The sequence below is a fragment of the Noviherbaspirillum humi genome, from assembly GCF_900188095.1.
In the GTDB taxonomy this organism is placed as follows: domain Bacteria; phylum Pseudomonadota; class Gammaproteobacteria; order Burkholderiales; family Burkholderiaceae_D; genus Noviherbaspirillum; species Noviherbaspirillum humi.
Map to the genome: position 1 here is coordinate 80,449 of NZ_FZOT01000011.1, position 17,271 is coordinate 97,719.

The 17,271-nt window shown below is 67.6% G+C and carries 9 protein-coding genes; 2 read left to right on the plus strand and 7 right to left on the minus strand.

The features are described 5' to 3' along the window. Positions 1-16 precede the first annotated feature (16 nt). On the plus strand, positions 17-1,030 hold the full coding sequence (locus CHB88_RS15640) for an NAD(P)/FAD-dependent oxidoreductase (RefSeq protein ID WP_089400273.1): 1,014 nt from the start codon (positions 17-19) through the stop codon (positions 1,028-1,030). Between the two features lie 310 nt (positions 1,031-1,340). Here CHB88_RS15640 and CHB88_RS15645 read toward each other — a convergent pair whose 3' ends face one another. The 7 genes from CHB88_RS15645 to CHB88_RS15675 all read right to left on the minus strand — a co-directional run bounded on the left by CHB88_RS15645 (position 1,341) and on the right by CHB88_RS15675 (position 16,075). Beyond that, entirely contained in the window at positions 1,341-3,563 is a 2,223-nt protein-coding gene (locus CHB88_RS15645) for a CHASE2 domain-containing protein (RefSeq protein WP_217900183.1), read from the minus strand. A 45-nt stretch (positions 3,564-3,608) separates the two neighbouring features. Then, positions 3,609-5,273, minus strand: coding sequence for an HD domain-containing phosphohydrolase (locus tag CHB88_RS15650; protein ID WP_089400274.1), 1,665 nt, complete (start codon positions 5,271-5,273; stop codon positions 3,609-3,611). A 61-nt stretch (positions 5,274-5,334) separates the two neighbouring features. After that, complete coding sequence (locus CHB88_RS15655; protein ID WP_176442510.1) at positions 5,335-6,099, minus strand: 3',5'-cyclic-nucleotide phosphodiesterase; 765 nt, start codon at positions 6,097-6,099, stop codon at positions 5,335-5,337. A gap of 82 nt (positions 6,100-6,181) precedes the next feature. Then, positions 6,182-6,901, minus strand: coding sequence for a FecR family protein (locus tag CHB88_RS15660; RefSeq protein WP_245845001.1), 720 nt, complete (start codon positions 6,899-6,901; stop codon positions 6,182-6,184). Positions 6,902-6,912: 11 nt separating this feature from the next. Then, positions 6,913-12,972 carry a two-partner secretion domain-containing protein gene (locus tag CHB88_RS15665; RefSeq protein ID WP_176442511.1) on the minus strand — a complete coding sequence of 2,020 codons (6,060 nt, stop codon included), beginning with the start codon at positions 12,970-12,972 and terminating at the stop codon, positions 6,913-6,915. Positions 12,973-13,099: 127 nt separating this feature from the next. Further along, positions 13,100-14,797, minus strand: a complete 1,698-nt coding sequence (locus tag CHB88_RS15670) for a ShlB/FhaC/HecB family hemolysin secretion/activation protein (RefSeq protein WP_245845002.1) — start codon at positions 14,795-14,797, stop codon at positions 13,100-13,102. 306 nt (positions 14,798-15,103) lie between these two features. Beyond that, a complete protein-coding gene (locus CHB88_RS15675) occupies positions 15,104-16,075 on the minus strand; it encodes a Bug family tripartite tricarboxylate transporter substrate binding protein (RefSeq protein WP_089400278.1) in 972 nt (323 codons plus the stop codon). Between the two features lie 181 nt (positions 16,076-16,256). On the opposite strand from CHB88_RS15675, the gene CHB88_RS15680 reads away from it, so the two are divergent. Continuing rightward, positions 16,257-17,060 (plus strand): IclR family transcriptional regulator, encoded by an 804-nt coding sequence (locus CHB88_RS15680; RefSeq protein WP_089400279.1) that lies wholly within the window; start codon positions 16,257-16,259, stop codon positions 17,058-17,060. Positions 17,061-17,271: the final 211 nt, after the last annotated feature.

Sequence of the window (17,271 nt, forward strand, 5' to 3'; positions counted from 1 at the left end):
CTTCACAGAAAACGCAATGCATGCAGCAATCATCGGCGCCGGCATCGCCGGACTGGCCTGCGCGGCCAGCCTGCGCGAAGCCGGCATCGCCGTCGATATTTTCGAGAAGAGCCGCGGCCCTGGCGGACGCATGAGCACCCGCCGCGGCGAAGGCTGGCAATGCGACCATGGCGCCCAGTACTTCACCGCGCGCGATCCCGCCTTCCGCGCCGAAGTCGCCCGCTGGATAGCCGCCGGCGCCGCCGCCCCCTGGCAGCCGCGCCTGGCGGTATTCGGCGGCAGCGGCGGCCACGGATCGGAAGGCAGTCCCGAGCGCTTCGTCGGCACGCCCGGCATGACGGCCCCGGCGCGCCTGCTGGCAGCCGAATTGGCGCTCGCCGCCCGGACCACGGTGAACCAGATCGAGCGCGACGGCGCCGGCTGGCGCCTTGCCAGCGCCGAACATGGCTGGCTGCCCCGCCGCTTCGACGCGGTGCTGCTGGCGGTGCCGGCGCCGCAGGCGGTGCCGCTGCTGCAGTCGTCGGCGCCGGAACTCGCCGTGCTCGCCGCCCGGGTCCGCATGCGCGGATGCTGGTCGCTGATGCTGCGCTTCGACAGCCGGCTGCCGCTGGCCTTCGATGCCGCCTTCATCAACGCCGGCCCGCTGCGCTGGGTGGCGCGAGACAGCAGCAAGCCGGGACGACTTTCCCGGGAAATCGATGTTCCCGACACCTGGCTGCTGCATGCCCATGCCGAGTGGAGCGAAGCCCATATCGAGGACATGCCCGAAGCGGTGGCGCCCATCCTGCTGCAGGCCTTCGCCGCGCTGGCCGGCCCGGCTGCGGAAACGCCGCAAGCCTGGACCGCGCACCGCTGGCGGCATGCCGACACCGATCCACCGCTCGAACGCGAATGTGCCTGGGACGGCGGCCTCGGCATCGGCCTGTGCGGCGACTGGATCCATGCCGGCAAGGTGGAAGGCGCCTGGCTCAGCGGCCGGGCGCTGGCGCGCGAGCTGCTGCGGTCGCAAGGCGTGACCCGCGCGGCTTGAGGCGCTGCCTGCCAGTCGGCGTGCAAGCGATACCGTATTTCTACGGTATTGGAATCCGGCTGGCGGCGCCTATATCCCCTATGTCTCCTCCAATCCTCTGATTGGATTTCCCGCCGTTGTCCCAACGGCGGGTTTTTTTTGCCCGTTCGGTTCGCATGGAAACGGCGCAAAAAAAGCCCCGCCGGAGCTGGCTCCAGGCAGGGCGAAAAAGGGGAGGAGAAAAACCTCCTCAATGTAATTGGCGCGGCAGCGGCGGCATAGCGTTTTTACATCGCCTTACATGCCGCCCATGCGCAGACGGGCCGAGGCGCTATTTGCTGTCGAAGCGGGTGACGCCGTTCCAGTCGGCCGGCGGCGGGCTGGCGCGGAAGGCGGCGATGCGTTCCAGGTAGAGCGCGTGCCGGCGGCAATTCGGATGCGCCGCCTGCATTTCCCGCAGCAGGCGCTCGGCGCCGTCCCAGTCCCGGCCGCGGTAGCAGGCCAGCATGCGCTGCCATTGCGCCAGCTCCGCCAGCGCGGCGTCATCGACCTCGCCTTCCTGCCCGAGCGGTTCGAAGATGGCGACCAGCTGTTCCTTGCCCTTGACCTGCACCCTGTCCAGCTCGCGGAAGACGATGCCCTCGACCGCATCGCGCGTGGCTTCGCCCACGAGGATGCCGACGCCATACTCCTTGGTCTTGCTCTCCAGCCGCGCGCCGAGATTCACCGCGTCGCCCATCACCGTGTAGGCGAGGCGGATGCTGGAGCCCATGTTCCCCACCGTCATGTCGCCGGTATTGATGCCGATGCCGATGGCGATCGACGGCCAGCCGCGCGCGGCGAAGGAACGGTTCAGCGCCGCCACCGCCTGCTGCATCTCCAGCGCCGTCAGCACCGCGTTCAGCGCGTGCCTGCTGTCGTCCATCGGCGCGCCCCAGAAGGCGACGATGGCGTCGCCGATGTACTTGTCCAGCGTGCCGCGATGGCGGCGGATCACCAGCGTCATCGCGGTCAGGTATTCGTTCATCAGCTGCGCCAGGGCTTCCGGCGCCATGCCTTCGGAAATCGTGGTGAAGCCGCGCACGTCGGAAAACAGCACGCTCAGGTTGGCCTTCCGGTTTTCCATGGTGTAGCCCCCGGGATTGCGGCTCATCTCGTCCACCAGCTCCGGCGGCACGTACTGGCCGAAGCGCCGGGTGATCTGGTGCTTGGCCCGGGTTTCGACGAAGTAGCCGTAGCTGACGTCGAACACGTACAGCGCCAGCACCAGCAACATGGCGCTGGCCAGGGGCAGCACCAGATTGGCCGACTGCCAGGCCCAGACGTTCACCGCCGCCAGCGCGGCCAGCAGCGCCAGCACCAGCCCGGCCGCCCGCAGCGGCGGGCAGCGCGGCAGCAGCGCGATCAGCAGCGCGCCGGGGACCAGCAGCATCAGCATTTCCAGCGCATCGGCATAGGCCGGCCGTTCCTTGACGGCGCCGTCCAGCATGGCGCTCACCAGGTTGGCATGCACTTCCATGCCGGGGAATATCTCGCTGACGGGGGTCGCCCGCTGGTCGCGCAGGCCGGGCGCGGAGGTGCCGAGGATGGCGATCTTGTTCTCGAGCCGTTCCAGCGGCGTGCGGCCGGCCAGCACGTCGGCGACGGAAAAGTAGCGGTAGCTGCGCTCGAACCCGCGAAACGGAATCCAGGCCGCCAGGTTCTCATCCACCGGAATGCGGCGCACGGTGCGCCGGCCGCGCACCAGGTCGAGCGACTCCACCGCTTCATAACTGCCGTCCGCCGACTCGCCGAAGGATGGCGCCACCCGGGCGTTGCCCAGCAGCGCCTGCACCATCGCCAGCGAGAAGGAAGGATAGTAGGCGCCCTTGTACTCGGCCAGCAGCGGCACACGGCGCAGGATGCCGTCCGGATCGATGATGGGATTGAAGTAGCCGCCGCCGGCCGCCGCTTCCTGGAACGGCGCCAGATTGCCGCCGAAGTTGGACCAGGACGTGGCGTCGATGCGCCGCCCGCCGAGGCCGGCGGCGGTGAGCTGGGGCGGCGGCAGCGCGCCGCTGTCGATGCCGCCGTTGGCGAGGTAGTAGCCGAGGATCACCGGACGGTCGCGCAGCGCCGCCTGGAACAGCCGGTCGTAGTCCAGCCCCTGGCGCATGCGCGCCAGCGCCGAGCGGTACGGCGTCACGCCCTTCAGCTCGCTGCGCTCCAGCCGGTCCAGCACCTTCAGGCCGGAGCTCTCGTCCGGCTCCGCCATCACGATGTCGATGCCGAGCAGGCGGATGTGATACCGGTCGAACAGGCGGTCCATCAGCGCCGCCATGCGGTTGCGGCTCCAGGGCCAGCGGCCGATCTCGGCCAGGCTCTTCTCGTCGATGTCGAGGATGACGATGCGCTCGTCCACCGTCCGCGGCATGGTCAGGCGCAGGCGGGTGTCGTAGATCAGCCGCTCCAGCGGCGCGATGAAGGGCAGCTGCAGCAGCCGCGCCGCATGGCCGAGCATGATCGCCAGCAGCAGCAGGCCGATGGCATGGCGCAGCAGGTTCTTCCTCAGCATGGCTTTATCCGCCGGACTGCCTGCAGGCTCATCCCGGCGCCCTGATCAAGGCACATAACCCGGGATCGTCGTCTCGTCCACCTCGTCGATCTGCGACGGATCGAGGAAGCGCTGCGCATAGCCGAGATACACCTTTTCGCGCACGAAGACGTCGAACAGATCGGGGTCGATGTGATTGCGCTGGCTGAAGCCGCCCAGGATGCGCAGCGACTCCGACAGGGTATTCGGCTTCTTGTAGGGCCGGTCGCGCGAGGTCAGCGCCTCGAAGATGTCGGCGATCGCCATGATGCGCGCCGGCACCGACATCTGGTCGCGGGTCAGCCCGCGCGGATAGCCGGTGCCGTCCATGCGCTCATGGTGGCCGCCGGCGAACTCCGGCACCTGCTGCAGGTGCTTCGGCCAGGGCAGCGACTCCAGCATGCGCAGCGTGACGACGATGTGGTTGTTGATGATCTCCCGCTCCTCGGCATTGAGCGTGCCGGCGCGGATGGTGAGATTCTCGACCTCTTCCGCGCTGAGCAGATTGCGCTCGGCGCCATCAGCATCCGTCCAGCGGCGCAGCGCGATTTCTTCCACCCGCTTCTGGTCCGCGGGCTGCATGAATTCGCCGCCGACATTCGCCCTGCGCAGGAAGTCGCGCTCCTGGTCCAGCTGTGCCAGGTCCGCCGCCAGCGCGGCGTCGATCTCGGCATGGCGCAGCGCATCGCCGGCTTTCAGTTTCGCCTCGAGCGCGCGGATCTCGGCGTCGCGCTTGAGCACCTCGAAGCGGGTGTCTACCACGCCGATGCGGTCATAGATGGTTTGCAGCTTGGTTGCCTTTTCCACCACATGCACCGGCGTCGTGATCTTGCCGCAGTCGTGCAGCAGGCCGGCCAGCCACAGCTGCTTGCGGTCGCGCTCGGTCATGCGGAATTCGGCCAGCGCGCCGGTATCGGTATCGCTCGCCGCCTGCGCCAGCATCATCGTGAGATGCGGCACCTGCTCGCAATGGCGGCCGGTGTGCGGCGACTTCTCGTCGATGCCGATGTTGATCAGCTGGACGAAGGATTCGAACAGGGTCTCCAGGCGCCCGATGAGGTGCTGATTCGTGATGGCGATCGCCGCCTGGGAAGCGAGCGCCTCGATGAAGCGCTGGTCGGTGGTGCTGAAGGCGCGCACGCCCTTGCCGTCGGCGCCGCGGGCGTTGATCAGCTGCAGCACGCCGATCAGCTCGCCCTCATGGTCCTGCATCGGCACGGTGAGGAAGGAGGTGGAGCGGTAGCCGAAGGTCTGGTCGAACTGGCGCATGCCGGAGAAATTGAATCCTTCCGCGCCATACACGTCCTCGATGTTGACCGACTTGCCGGTATTGGCGGCGTAGGCCGCCACCGACGCCAGGTTCTTCTCTCCTTGCGGCGTGCGCAGCGGCAGGTCGGGGATGGTGACGCCCGGCGGAATGTCGCGATGCTGGTAGAGGCCGAGCGTGTCGTTGAGCGAGATGTAGAAGTTGAGCGCGCTGCCATCGGCCGTCACCCGGTACAGGGTGCCGCCGTCGGCATGCGTCATGTCCTTGGCCACGCGCAGGATGTTCTCCAGCAGGCTGGGCGTGTCGCGATTGCTGCTGAGCGCCACGCTGAGCTCGGTCAGCTGCTCCAGCCGGCGCGCGATGTCCGGCTGTTCCTGATTCGACGCCGCGGCGTGCGCATGTTCACGTTCCTGCAATGCTTCCATATTTCCCCCTCGCTGACCGCCCGAACGCCTGCGGGCGGCCTTCATCAAGCTTTCAAGCTTCCTAGAATTCAAACTCGTCGCCGCATGCCAGCGCGCTGAAGCGCCGTTGGCCGGCGCCGTTCAACTCCGCCATGATCTGGTCCTCCATGCCCGGCTTGAGATGGGTGATGAAAAACGCCACCTCCGGCGGCATGGCGCGGATGTCGCGCAGCAGCGTGTCCGGGCAATGATGCCTGGCCAGCAGCGCCAGTTCGGCCTCCGCATTCGGCACCGAGCATTCCACCAGCACCCGCGACAGCCGCGCATCGCCCGCCACCGCCGCCCACAGAGACGGCGTGGACATTAGGTCGCCGGTGAACAGGAAGCCGGCATCGCCGCTGCATACCTGATAGCCCACCGATCCAGGCGCATGGTTGACTTCATGAGAGCGGATCGAGCGGCCACCGATCTCGACCTCGTCGCCAGGCGTGAACGGCGCCCATTGCATGGTCGGGCCGTCGCCGTTGGGTATCTCGCCGAAGTCGGGCCAGAGCGCCCAGTTGAACAGCGACTGCTTCAGCATCGCCGTCACCTTCTGCGAGGCATGCACCGTCACCGGTCCGCGGCGGACGCCGCGCACCGCATCCACCAGGAGGGCCAGGAAGGCGACATGGTCCAGGTGGCCGTGGGTGAGGAAGACGTGATCGATGCGCGCCAGGGCATCGATGTCCAGCGTGCCGACGCCGGAGCCGGCGTCGATCAGGATGTCGTCATCCACCAGCAGGCTGGTGGTGAGGGGCTGGCGGCCGCCGATGCCGCCGCCGCAGCCGAGCACGCGCAGCTTCATCGCCGGCCTCGCTGCGCCGCTCGGCGGCATCGGAATGCGGGTTGGGTCATGCGCTTTGTCCTTCCCTGCTTCGTTCACCGCCTCATTGCGCGGCGCACTGGTTGTCGTTGGCCCGGCCGACGCCGCGGCCGTTGCCATCGTTGCGGCTGATGGACGTCGGCATGGTGACCTGGATGCTCTGCTGCGGCGGCAGCAACACCGGCGGCGTGTTCAGGTCGCGCACGAAGCCGAACTGCCCCGTGCCGATCACCTGGCTGCCGCTCGGATTGGTCGCCGCGATGGCGCCTTCGGTGACATCCAGGTGCAGACCGTTCTCCGGGGGACGCCCGGTCGCCGTTTGAACGTCGATGCAGTCATCTTGACACATCAGCACGCCGAAATGGGTGCCGCGTATGCCGATGGTCGCCGTCGGCGTGACGATGCTCACCGCTTCCCGGTTGCGCTTGCCGAGCGCGCCGGACACCGCGCGCAGGCCGCCCTTGAGGACGTTCAGCACCACCTTGTCCTTTTGCGGCGCCTCTTCCTCGAACATGTAGTCCTCCACGCTCAAGCGGGTGCCGGGGCGCAGCACCACCTCGGCATTGTCGATGAACTTGATGCGGGCGAAGGTTTCCTGGGCGGTGATCAGCAGGTCGCCTTCCTGGACCTCCGATTTGACCGCCAGCACCTTGGTGGTGCCGTCGGCATGCCTGGCGGTCAGCACGCCGGAGAGGTGGGTGACGCGCGCCACCGTGGCCGCCCAGACCGGGGCGGCAAACAGGGATGCGCAGAGAAGCGAACAGGCAAGAAGTCGGGATGTCATGGATTGCGCCCTTAGTTGCATACCGGCAGACCGCGATTGGCAGCGCGCGGCAGCCCGAACTGCGCATCCTGCTTCGGATCGTCGCTGCTGCGCGCCGGCTCCTCGCCCGCCACGCTGCCGAAGTTGTTGGCGGTGCCGCCGACCGTATGCGTGCTGCCGTAGTCGGCCGCCGTGTTGAAATGGCCGTTGCCGGCGACGACCGGCATGACGGAGCTGGCCGGGCTTGCGCCGAACTGGCGTGTGGGCGCCAGGAGATCGGCCATCAGGACCGTGGAGTCGGCGACGCTGCGCGTGTACGGCAGCACGCCAGTCAACGGCGTGCCAGGCACCGGCGCGCCCGGCTGGCTCACCGTTGCAAGCGCGCCGCTGATCTGCGCAGGGTTGTAGGTGACGGCGCCGGTCAGGGCGCGCAGCAGCACCTGGTTGCCCGATGCCACGCTGAGGCTGGCGGCGGGATCCAGCGTCACGTTGGTGCCGGCCGAGAGTGCGATGCCGCCTGTCAGGGAACTGATGCTGCCGCTGATGGTGATCGAATCATTGCCGGCGGCGCTCGACATGGCCGCCAGCGTGACGTCGCCGCCGGCCAGGATGGCGCCGCTGGAATCGATCGGGCTGTGCGCCGTCAGGCTGACCCTGCCGGCGGCGGTGATAGGCCCGGTATTGACGATGCCGCCGGTGTCGTCGATGAGGACATCGCCGGCCTGGCTGACGATGCCGGAAAGCCTGAGCTTGGCCGGTCCGCTGACATTCACTACCGAGACGGCGCTGGCGCCGCCGGCGGCCAGGTTTTCCGCCTTCAGCTCATGCAGGCGGTTCGCGCCGTCGAGCGTGATCCCGCCGCTGGCCCGGGCATCCAGCAGGCCGGCGCTGACGCCGCCGTTCTGCTCGGTGAGCATGCCGCCTGCGCGCACAACGACCTTGCGTGCGCCGTTGTCGATGTAGCCGAGGTCGAGCGCTCCGCCGGTGGCCAGGGTGATGTCGCCGCTGCCGGTGTTGGCGGCGGAGAAGCGGCCGATCTGATTGCCGCTGCCGGCAAGCGCGATGCCGCCTGCCGCCTGCGCTTCCAGCTCGCCGGCGCTGATGGCGCTGCCGGCGTGCTGCGCGATGGCGCCGCCCGAGGCCAGCGTCAGGCTGCCGGCGGTGATGCCGCCGAGCGTCAGGTCGCCGGCCTGGCGAATGCTCAGGCTGTTGGCGCCGACGTTGATGCTTCCGCCCGCGGTCTGATCGAAGACGCCATCGACGCCGACGCTGCCCGTGCTCTGCAGGCTGCCGCCGGTGACGGACAGGCTGCTGAAGCTGGTAGCGCCGCCAAGGCTGGCGCTGCCGCCGTTGAGGGTAAAGCCGCCGGCATGCGTGCCGCCGCCAAGCGCGGAGAAGCTGCCGCTGTTGACGGCGATGCTGCCGGTATTGGTCAGCGCGCCGAGACTGCTGAAACTGCCGCCGTTCAGGCGCAGCACGCCATCGATGCTGGTGGCGCCCGCCACGGTCAGCGAGCCGCCGGTGAGGTCCAGGCCGTTGGCGGCGTTCACCCGCAGCGTGGCGATGGATGTCGCGCCGCCGGCGATGCCGCTGCCGTCGTAGGTCACCATGGTGCCGGGTCCGGTGTCGATGACCACGCCGTCGAGATAGCCTGGCAGGACGCCGCCGCTCCAGTTGCCGGCATCGCTCCAGCTCAGGTTGGCATTGGCATTGGTGAAATACTTCCCGCCGACGATATGGCCGATGCGGGCCACTTCGCCGGTGCTCAGGCCATAGCCCAGGACCATGCCGTCCGGACGGACGATGCTGGCAAAGGTCGTGGCGCCAACCCGGTCGCCCAGGATGAGCGGGATCGAGTCGCCGGAGGCGGGCACGTAGCCGTCGACGGTGCTCAGGTTCAGGGTGCCGCCGAGCGTTACCGCATGACCGGCCACGTCCAGCTTGTCCGCCTGCCCGGAGCCGGTTCCGCCGAGGCGCATGGCGAGCACGCCGCCGGCGCCCTGGGTGAAGCTGCCGACGATCTTCAGCGTGCCGGGCGTGGCGGCCGCGCCCGGCGCCAGGAAGCCGTTGTTGGTGAAGGAATCCGCCATGACATAGCCGGCGCCGCCGAAGCTGCCGGCATTCACGAAGGCCCCTGCCGTCTTGAAGAAGCCGGAACGGGCGAAGGCGATCGCGCCCTGGTTGACCACGGTCGGCGCCGAGTCGGCATTGTCGCCCATGATCTGCAGCATGCCGCCCATCATGTTCACCGTTCCATGATTCTGGAAGGCGACCGCATCGACCCCGCCATCGACGGAAACATGGTCGCCGATCTGGGTGTAGCCGCCATTGCCGAGCGCGTTGGTGACGATAGTGCCGCCTGCGGCATTGACGATCCTGCTGCCGACGGCGGACACCATCACCGTGTCTTCGCTGAGGTAGTCGCTGTACTGGTAGCCGGCGCGGCCGATGACGTTGCTGGTGCCCTTGAGGGAAAGCGTGCCGGCATTGTTGAGCACGGCGCCGTTGGCCAGGGCCAGTTCGGTGTAGCCGCCGGCCGCGGTGGACGAATTGCCGCCGGCCACCAGGTTCAGCGTCCGGCCGTCGAGGAAGGTGTAGCCGGAGAGTGCGAGGTTGGCGATGTCGTAGGCGGGAACGCCGGAGGTGCCCTTGATCGCGCCGCCGCTCCAGGCGAAGTTGGTGGCGGTCAGCTTGCCGGAACCCTGCAGCACGCCGCCCTCCAGTGACGCGTCGGCAAGGGTCAGGCTGGTATTGAGGTTGGTGACCTGGTTGCCGAGGAAGCCGTAGTAATCGTAGTAATCCTGATAGCCGCCGAAACTGACGCTGTTCGAGCCCCCGGCGCCGGCAGTGGCCGTCATGGTCGTGCCGGCATTGATGTTGACGGTGCCGCCGTAATCGTAATAGCCGTAATAGCTGCCGTCGTTGAAGGCGATCACCGTCTTGCTGTTGGCGCCGGCGGACTGGGTGAATGAAGCGCCGATGTCGATGGTGCTGCCGCTGCCGGAGCCAAAGGAGAGCGTGCTGACCGCGCCATTGGTGGCGCTGACCTCGAAGCTGCCGGCATGGCTGCCCGGCCCGCGGATATTCAGGCCGCCGGCGATCGCATGATTGCCCTCGTCGACGCCATCGCTGCGCACTTCCACCTTGCCGCCGGCGAGGTTGTTGAACGCCACCGACGCCAGTCCGCCGCCTTCGCCGAAATAATAGGAGCCGATCTGGTTGGGGTACTGGTATCCATCGTTGTTGGCGGCGCTGCGGGTACTGATGATGCGGCCGGTGTTGTTGATCGTGCCGCCCACGGCGCTGGAATAATAGGCGTTGGCCAGGCCCAGCGTATCCTGCGCGCCCTGCAGGGTGAGGGTGCCGCGGTTGTTGAGCACGGCGCCGTTGTCCATGTACAGGGTGGTGTAGCCGTTGAGCTCGGTGGAAGAATGGCCGCCCGCGGCGAGATTGATCGTCCTGCCGTCGAGATAGGCATCGCCGGAGAGCGCCAGGTTGGTGAATTGATGCGCCGGGTTCAGCAATCCGGCGCTGCCATCGCCGCCGATGGTGCCGCCGCTCCAGGCGAAGTTCGTCGCCGTCAGCTTGCCGGTGCCGAGCAGATAGCCGTCGGAGAGCGTGGCTTCGGCGAGGTTCAGGTAGACATTGAGGTTGGTGACGATGTCGCTGGCGCTGAGCGACGAACCGTCGAGCGAGTAGTAGGGAGCGATCTTGTTGAACGCCACGACCGCCGATGAATTTTGCCCAAGGTTTTGCACGAGGGTGGTGCCGGCATTGATGTTGACCACGCTGCCGCTGCGGTCGTCGCCGCCGTCGTTGAAGGTGATCACCGCCTTGCCGCCGTTGCTGGCGTTCTGCGCGAAGGCCGATGCGATGTCGACCGGGCTGCCCTGAGCCGCGCCGAAGGAAAGCTCGGTGGTCTCGTTGAGGGTGCCCGCGTTGACGGCGAAGCTGCCCGTATGGCTGCCGCCGCCCCGTATCCTCAGGGCGCCGCCGTTGACCTCCACCGCGCCGGCATTGTTGAAGTCCACGCCGCTGGCGACCTCGCCGTCGTAGGTGGCTGTGCCGATCCGGTTGATCGTGCCGGCCGCGCCGTTGCTGACGATTCTGCCGGTGGCCAGATTGTTGATCTGGCTGCGGCCGGTGTAATAGTAATAATCGAAGTCGCCGATCGCGTCGCCGTAGCCGTTCAGCGCCAGGGTGCCGGCATTGTTCAGCACGGCGCCGTTGGTGAGCGTGAGCGAGGTGTAATCGCCTGCCGCGGTGGTGGAGTGGCCGTTCTGGACCAGATTCACCACTCTGCCGTCGAGGGTAGTAATGCCGGACAAGCTCAGGTTGGTGATGTCGTAGGCCGAATCGCCGGCGGTGCCCTTGATCACGCCGCCGCTCCAGGCGAAATCCGTCACCGTCAGCTTGCCGGTGCCGCGCAATGTGCCAAAGGACAGCGCCATGCCGGGCAGCGTGAGATTGGCGTCGATCACGTTCGTTCCGCCCACCAGGCTGAGCGTTCCGGTGGTCGACATGGACAGGGAGGCCAGGGAGCTGGAATCCATGCTCATGTCGCCGTTGAGCGTGAGCTGGCCGCCATTGAGTGCAATCCGGCTATTGTTCAGCTTGACGCTGCCTGCATCGCTGCGGGCGGCGTTGGCCTGGTTCGGGCTGAGCACCAGGTTCAGCTTGTTGGATGTCGAGGTGATGCTTCCGCCGGAGAAGATGATGTCGTGATGCGCTTCCAGCGTCAGCGTCGGCACGGGCTCCGGCAATGCCGGCAGCGTGATGATGGGCGAGGACGACTTGCTGATCGTTCCGCTGATGGTGATGTCGCCTGCCTCGCCGCCCGCCGCGCCGGTGGCGATCCTGACGTTGGTGCCGGCGTTCAATGCCGTTTCGATGGTGCTGGTCAGCACGATGGCGCTGGCGCCTGTCGAGGTGATGATCTGGTTGGCCGCATCCGGCGTGGAAATGCCGATATTGGCGCCGACGCCGTTGGACACGATGGAGATGTTGGTCGGATCGATCAGCCACTCCCCGCCCGCGCCGATGTCCGGCAGGTTGGCCACGTTCAGCGAGCCCCTGCCCGAGGTTTCGACGAAGCCGCCCTTGCCCGCGCTGCCGCGCGCCGAGATATGGCCGCCGATGTCGGCGGCATCCTCCGCATAGACCACGACCTGGCCGCCGCGCTTGCCGTCGGCGCTCAGCGTGGAGGAAGCTTCCGTGGCGACCGACTTGGTGGCGCGCAGGAATACGCGGCCGCCGTCGCGCTCCACGCTCGACGCGCTGATCTGGCCGCCGTTCTTCACCAGCGCGCCGCCGAGGCCGATGCGCCCGGCATCGGCCAGGATCTGGCCGAGGTTGGTGGCGCTGCCGTCGCTGCCGGTGACTTCGATCTTCACGCCCGGGGTATTGGTGTCGGCCAGCTGCACGCTCTGGCCGGCCGCCAGCAGCACTTCGCCATTGGGCGCATTGATGATGCCGCTGTTCTCCACCGCCGGGCCGACCAGATAGACCATGCCGCCGCTGGGCGTGGTGATGCTGCCCTGGTTTTCCACCTTGCCGCCGAGCCCGCCCTGGGTGAAGGCGAAGCGGTTGGCGAGGAAATCCTCGTCGCGGATGTTGAGGGCGGAGGCGATGAAGCCGCCGACATCGATGCGGGCGCCGGCGCCCACCAGGATGCCGGCCGGGTTCACCAGCCATACCCGGCCGTTGGAAGTGAGCGTGCCCAGCAGCGTCGACGGGTCGGTGGACAGCACCCGGTTCAGCGAGGCGGACGTAGCCGACGGCATCTGGATGTTGACCGCCGCCTGGCTGCCGATGTTGAAGCTGTTCCAGTTGATGATGGCGCGGTCGGTGCCCTGCGCGATGTTCATCCGGTTGGCGGCCTGGGTGATGGCGGCCTGGCCGGCCACGACCTGCGCCCCGGTCGGCAATGCTCCCGGCGCCAGCGCGGTTGCCAGGGCGATGCCCGGCGCCAGCGCGGCGAGACTGAACGGCAGCAGCGGCCGCATGCGGCGCAACGGCATGCGCCGGGAACGCAGCAGCAGGCGCTGCAGCAGCGCCGGCATGCGGCGGCGCGCACGCCAGGTAAGGGTCATGCGTCGCCTGCCGACGCGTACCATCATGCTGATCTGCCGCGGCTGCCTGGAATCCATCTGCTCCCTTTCTCCGCCCTTCTCCGGGCGCTGTTCTGCTGTGCTGTTCTCGTGCTTGGTTCTGCGCGGCCTAGAATCCGAACATGACGCTCATGTGCGCGCGCCAGTCGCCCGAGCGTTCGCTCAGGGCCGGGCCGGCGTTCACCACCCGGGCCAGGTCGAAACGCGCGCTGGCGTCGCGGCTGAAGCTGTAGCGCAGGCCGGCGCCCATGCTCGACACGCTGCCGCTGGAAAACACCGCCGTGCCGGCGGCACGCTGGTTGCGGCCGTAACCGTAGTCGGCAAACGCCAGCGCCCGCAGGTTGCCGCCGATGGCGAGGCGCTTGGCCAGCTCCGGTCCGTAGAGCTCGGCATTGAGCACCACGCCGCTGTCGCTGGCGACGGCGCGCTCATTGAAGCCGCGCACCGCGCCGCTGCCGGCCAGGCCGATCTGCTCGCCGGCAACGAGAGGGTCCGGGCTGATCTGCACGGTGGCTGCCACGCGCACCTGCCAGTCGTTCTTGAAGCCTTTCTGCAATGCGCCGCCGCCGCGCAGCACGGTGAAGTTGTCGCGGGTGGAGCGGTTGCCGGGGGTCAGGTAGGAATACCGGTCCACCGTGCCGTCCAGGTTGGTGTAGCGGGTGCCGGTGGCGAGGTTGTAGGCCAGGCCGAGGCTGTAGTCCCAGATCTCGCCCGGCTGCTGGCGCTGGCCGCTGTAGGTCAGGCTGAGCGGCTGGGTGGTGTAGGGCACGCAGCTGGCGATGGGCGGCGTCGGCGGGGCGATGCTGACCGGCACGCCGCCGGTGTCGCAGCGGGCATCGGTGTACTTGTAGTCGAAGGCAGCCACCAGGCGGTCGGTGTACTGGCCGCGGCGCGGAAAATAGTGGTTGTAGCGCAGGCCGAACACCTCGCCCTTGCCGACGATGCCGAGCAGCCCGGTGAGGGTGGGCGCGACGCCGGGCGTGTTGACGCTGGAGCGGCCATAGACCACGTCCACGCTGTCGCCCAGCGCGTACAGCGGAATGCGGTAGCCGAGGCTGTACAGCGCGACGTTGACATTGCTCGGGCTGTCCGGCGAGGTGGCATAGGACAGGGTGGCGACATGGTCGCGCCCGAACAGGTTGGCATGCTGGTAGGAAGCGCCGATGCGGTAGCGGCCGGTGGCGGCGGAACCGGTGTTGTCGAGGGTGAAGAACAGTCGCTGCGGATTGTGGTCGGATACCACCACCTTGGCATCCACCGAGCCCTCGGCGGCGCCGGTGCCGAGCGTGACGTCGACCTGCTTGGCCGGATTGTCGTTGGCGAGCTGGATGGCTTCCGAGAGCCGGTCGAGATTCGGCGCCCTGCCCTGCCGCAGCAGCGGCAGCGAGGCCAGGATGTTCTCGTTGCCGAAATGGGCATTGCCGCTGACGACGACCTGGCCGATCACGTTCTCGGTGACCTGGATCAGCACCTCGCCGCCGGTCAGTTCCTGTTCCGGCACATAGACCTGCACCGTGCTGTAGCCGGCGCGGCGGTAGGCGGATTCCAGCCGCTCCAGCGCCCGCTGGATGTCGCCGTAGACGCGGCCCGGGCCGGCGAGCGGCGCGAGCAGCTGGTCCACCTCTCCGTCGGGCAGCAGGCTATTGCCCTTGACGGTGAAGCGCCGGATGTCGAAGCGTTCTTCCTGGGCGCCGGCGGGCGCGGCGGCGAGCAGCATGGCGGCAGCCACGCCGGCGAGCGCCGTGCGTACGAAGGCATGCGATCGGTCGCCGGCGAACCGGGACCGGGATGGTCTTGAAAATGGCATGGGAGGTGACGCCTGCGCCTGTATCTATTTATTGGTATCGGCCGGGATGAATCGTGTAGGGAGAATGAAGCCCGACATGGCCTTATGTTGCATTAGGGAAAATTCTAACGGCAATTTGATAGTTGTCAAAAGAAGACAGGCGAAAAAACCCGTCCGAGTGACCAAAAGTTGCCACTCATGCCATTTTTTGATGTGGAAAACGCAACATCGCGCAAGGGAGCGGCGTTGGTCGGCTATGGCAATGGGGGAAAAGGAAGGCAGGCGGGACGTCGCCGGCAGAACGCCGGCGACGGTGGGAAACGCGGCTCAGTCGAGGGAAATCTTCTGGTCCTTGATGACCTTGTGCCAGCGGACGATCTCGCTTTGCAGCAGGTCGGCGAACTGCTGCGGCGTGCTGCCGACCGGCTCGACGCCAAAGTCGATCAGGCGCTGCTTCACCGCCGGCTGGTTGATCGCCGCCGCCACCTGCTTTTGCAGTGTGTTGACGACGTCGGCCGGGGTGGCTGCGGGCGCCACCATGCCGACCAGGGCGGCCGCTTCCACGTTCTTGTAGCCGAGTTCGGCGAAGGTGGGCACGTCGGGCAGCTGCGGCAGGCGGGTGGGATTGGCCACCGCCAGGGCGCGGATCTTGCCGCCCTTGATGAAGCCGGCGCCGGCGGCCATGTCCACCATCATCGCCGGAATCTGGCCGCCGGCCACGTCGGACAGGGAAGGCGCCGCGCCGCGGTAGGGAATGTGCACCATGTGCAGGCCGGCGTTCACCTTCAGCAGTTCCATGGCGAGGTGATGCGGGCTGCCGGCGCCGGCGGAGCCGTAGCTGATGCTGCCCGGCTTGGCCTTCGCCTTGGCGATGAAGTCCTTGGCATCCTTGGCGTCGGAGCCCGGGCCCACGACGAGGATCATCGGGAAGCGGCCCATCAGGGTTACCGGCACCAGGTCCTTCTGCGGGTTGTAGATGAGCTTGGAATAGAGGGCGGTATTGAACACCATGGTGCCGTTGTCGGCCGACAGCACGGTGTAGCCGTCGGGCGCGGCGCGCGCCGTCTCGGCGGCGGCGATGGCGGTATTGCCGCCCGGCTTGTTGTCGACGATGACCGGCTGGCCTACCTGGGCCGACACCTGCTGGCCGATGGTGCGCGCCAGGAAGTCGGAGCCGCCGCCGGCCGGATAAGGCACGATCCAGCGTATCGGCTTGCTCGGGAAGGCCTGGGCGCCGGCGGATGCGGCGGTCAGCAGCATCGGCAAGCCGAGCAGGCAGGCGGAAATCAGTTTCTTCATCGGGGTGCTCCTCCTTGGTTATCGGGATGCTCGTCTCCAGAGCAATGGCGTAATGTTACTACGCATGGCGTAAAATGAGCAATTCGCCATCATCGCCGGCATGCGCAACGCGCGCTGGAGATGTGCTCGCGGTTTCGCGATAATCCGGCTTCCGATCAAAGACACATCACCGCAATCAACAATGACCAAGGCACCCCCGCAGACCCGTACCCTCGAACGCCGCCAGCGCGTGCAATCGGCAGAAATGGGATTGCGCATCCTGAAGGCGCTGGCCCGCCTCGGCGGCGCCGCCAGCCTCACCGCCGTCGCTGCCGACGTGGGCGAGAACACCGCCAAGGTGCACCGTTACATGGCCAGCCTGATCCAGGAAGGGCTGGTGGCGCAGAATCCCGCCACCCAGCACTACTACCTCGGGCAGGAAGCGATACAGATCGGCCTGGCGGCGCTGCGGCAGTCCGACCCGATCCGCCTCGGCGAACCGGCCCTGCTGCGCCTGCGGGAGGAACTGAAGATCACCGGCTTCATCGCCACCATGGGCAACAAGGGGCCGACGGTGCTGCGCCTGGAGGAACCCGCCCTGCCGGTGACGGTGAACGTGCGCGCCGGCTCGGTGCTGCCGCTGCTGTGGTCGGCCACCGGCCAGGTATTCCTGAGCTACCTCGACGACGACGATGTGATGAAGCAGGCCCAGGAAGAACTCGCCGCCGGCAGCCGCGACCAGCGCGCCGCCGTCTCCGGCCGCAATCCGGTCGAAGCCCTGCGCAAGCGGGTGCGGGCGCAGGGCTGCGCGGTGGTGAACGACACCATGCTGCGCGGCATCAGCGCGGTGTCGGCGCCGATCTTCGACCATACCGGCCGCCTCATCGCCGCCCTCACCGTGCTGGGCGCCAGCGGCAGCTTCGATGCCAGCGCGGAAGGCAAGGTCGCCGGCTACGTGAAGCGCCAGGCCGGCGAGATCAGCGCCGCGCTCGGGCACGGCCGCTAGCGGCTCGCATCCCTCCGCAGGCCGCCCCGCCTGCCCTCGATGCCGCGCGTCATGCGGCGCTTCCCTTTCCGTTCCACAGCACGGCCGCCACTTTCGCGCGGCCGTTTTTTTCCGCTTTGCATCGTTCATCGCTCGAGCATCAGATTACGCATAACGCAGTATAATTACGCAAAAGTGAAACACCGGCTTACGACCGCTGCAGCGACGACGA

Excerpts from the sequence above, each read along its gene's own strand:
- CHB88_RS15640 (WP_089400273.1), top strand. The coding sequence starts at position 17 with ATGCATGCAGCAATCATCGGCGCCGGCATCGCCGGACTGGCCTGCGCG.
- CHB88_RS15645 (WP_217900183.1), bottom strand. The coding sequence starts at position 3,563 with ATGCTGAGGAAGAACCTGCTGCGCCATGCCATCGGCCTGCTGCTGCTG.
- CHB88_RS15650 (WP_089400274.1), bottom strand. The coding sequence starts at position 5,273 with ATGGAAGCATTGCAGGAACGTGAACATGCGCACGCCGCGGCGTCGAAT.
- CHB88_RS15655 (WP_176442510.1), bottom strand. The coding sequence starts at position 6,099 with ATGAAGCTGCGCGTGCTCGGCTGCGGCGGCGGCATCGGCGGCCGCCAG.
- CHB88_RS15660 (WP_245845001.1), bottom strand. The coding sequence starts at position 6,901 with ATGACATCCCGACTTCTTGCCTGTTCGCTTCTCTGCGCATCCCTGTTT.
- CHB88_RS15665 (WP_176442511.1), bottom strand. The coding sequence starts at position 12,972 with ATGACCCTTACCTGGCGTGCGCGCCGCCGCATGCCGGCGCTGCTGCAG.
- CHB88_RS15670 (WP_245845002.1), bottom strand. The coding sequence starts at position 14,797 with ATGCCATTTTCAAGACCATCCCGGTCCCGGTTCGCCGGCGACCGATCG.
- CHB88_RS15675 (WP_089400278.1), bottom strand. The coding sequence starts at position 16,075 with ATGAAGAAACTGATTTCCGCCTGCCTGCTCGGCTTGCCGATGCTGCTG.
- CHB88_RS15680 (WP_089400279.1), top strand. The coding sequence starts at position 16,257 with ATGACCAAGGCACCCCCGCAGACCCGTACCCTCGAACGCCGCCAGCGC.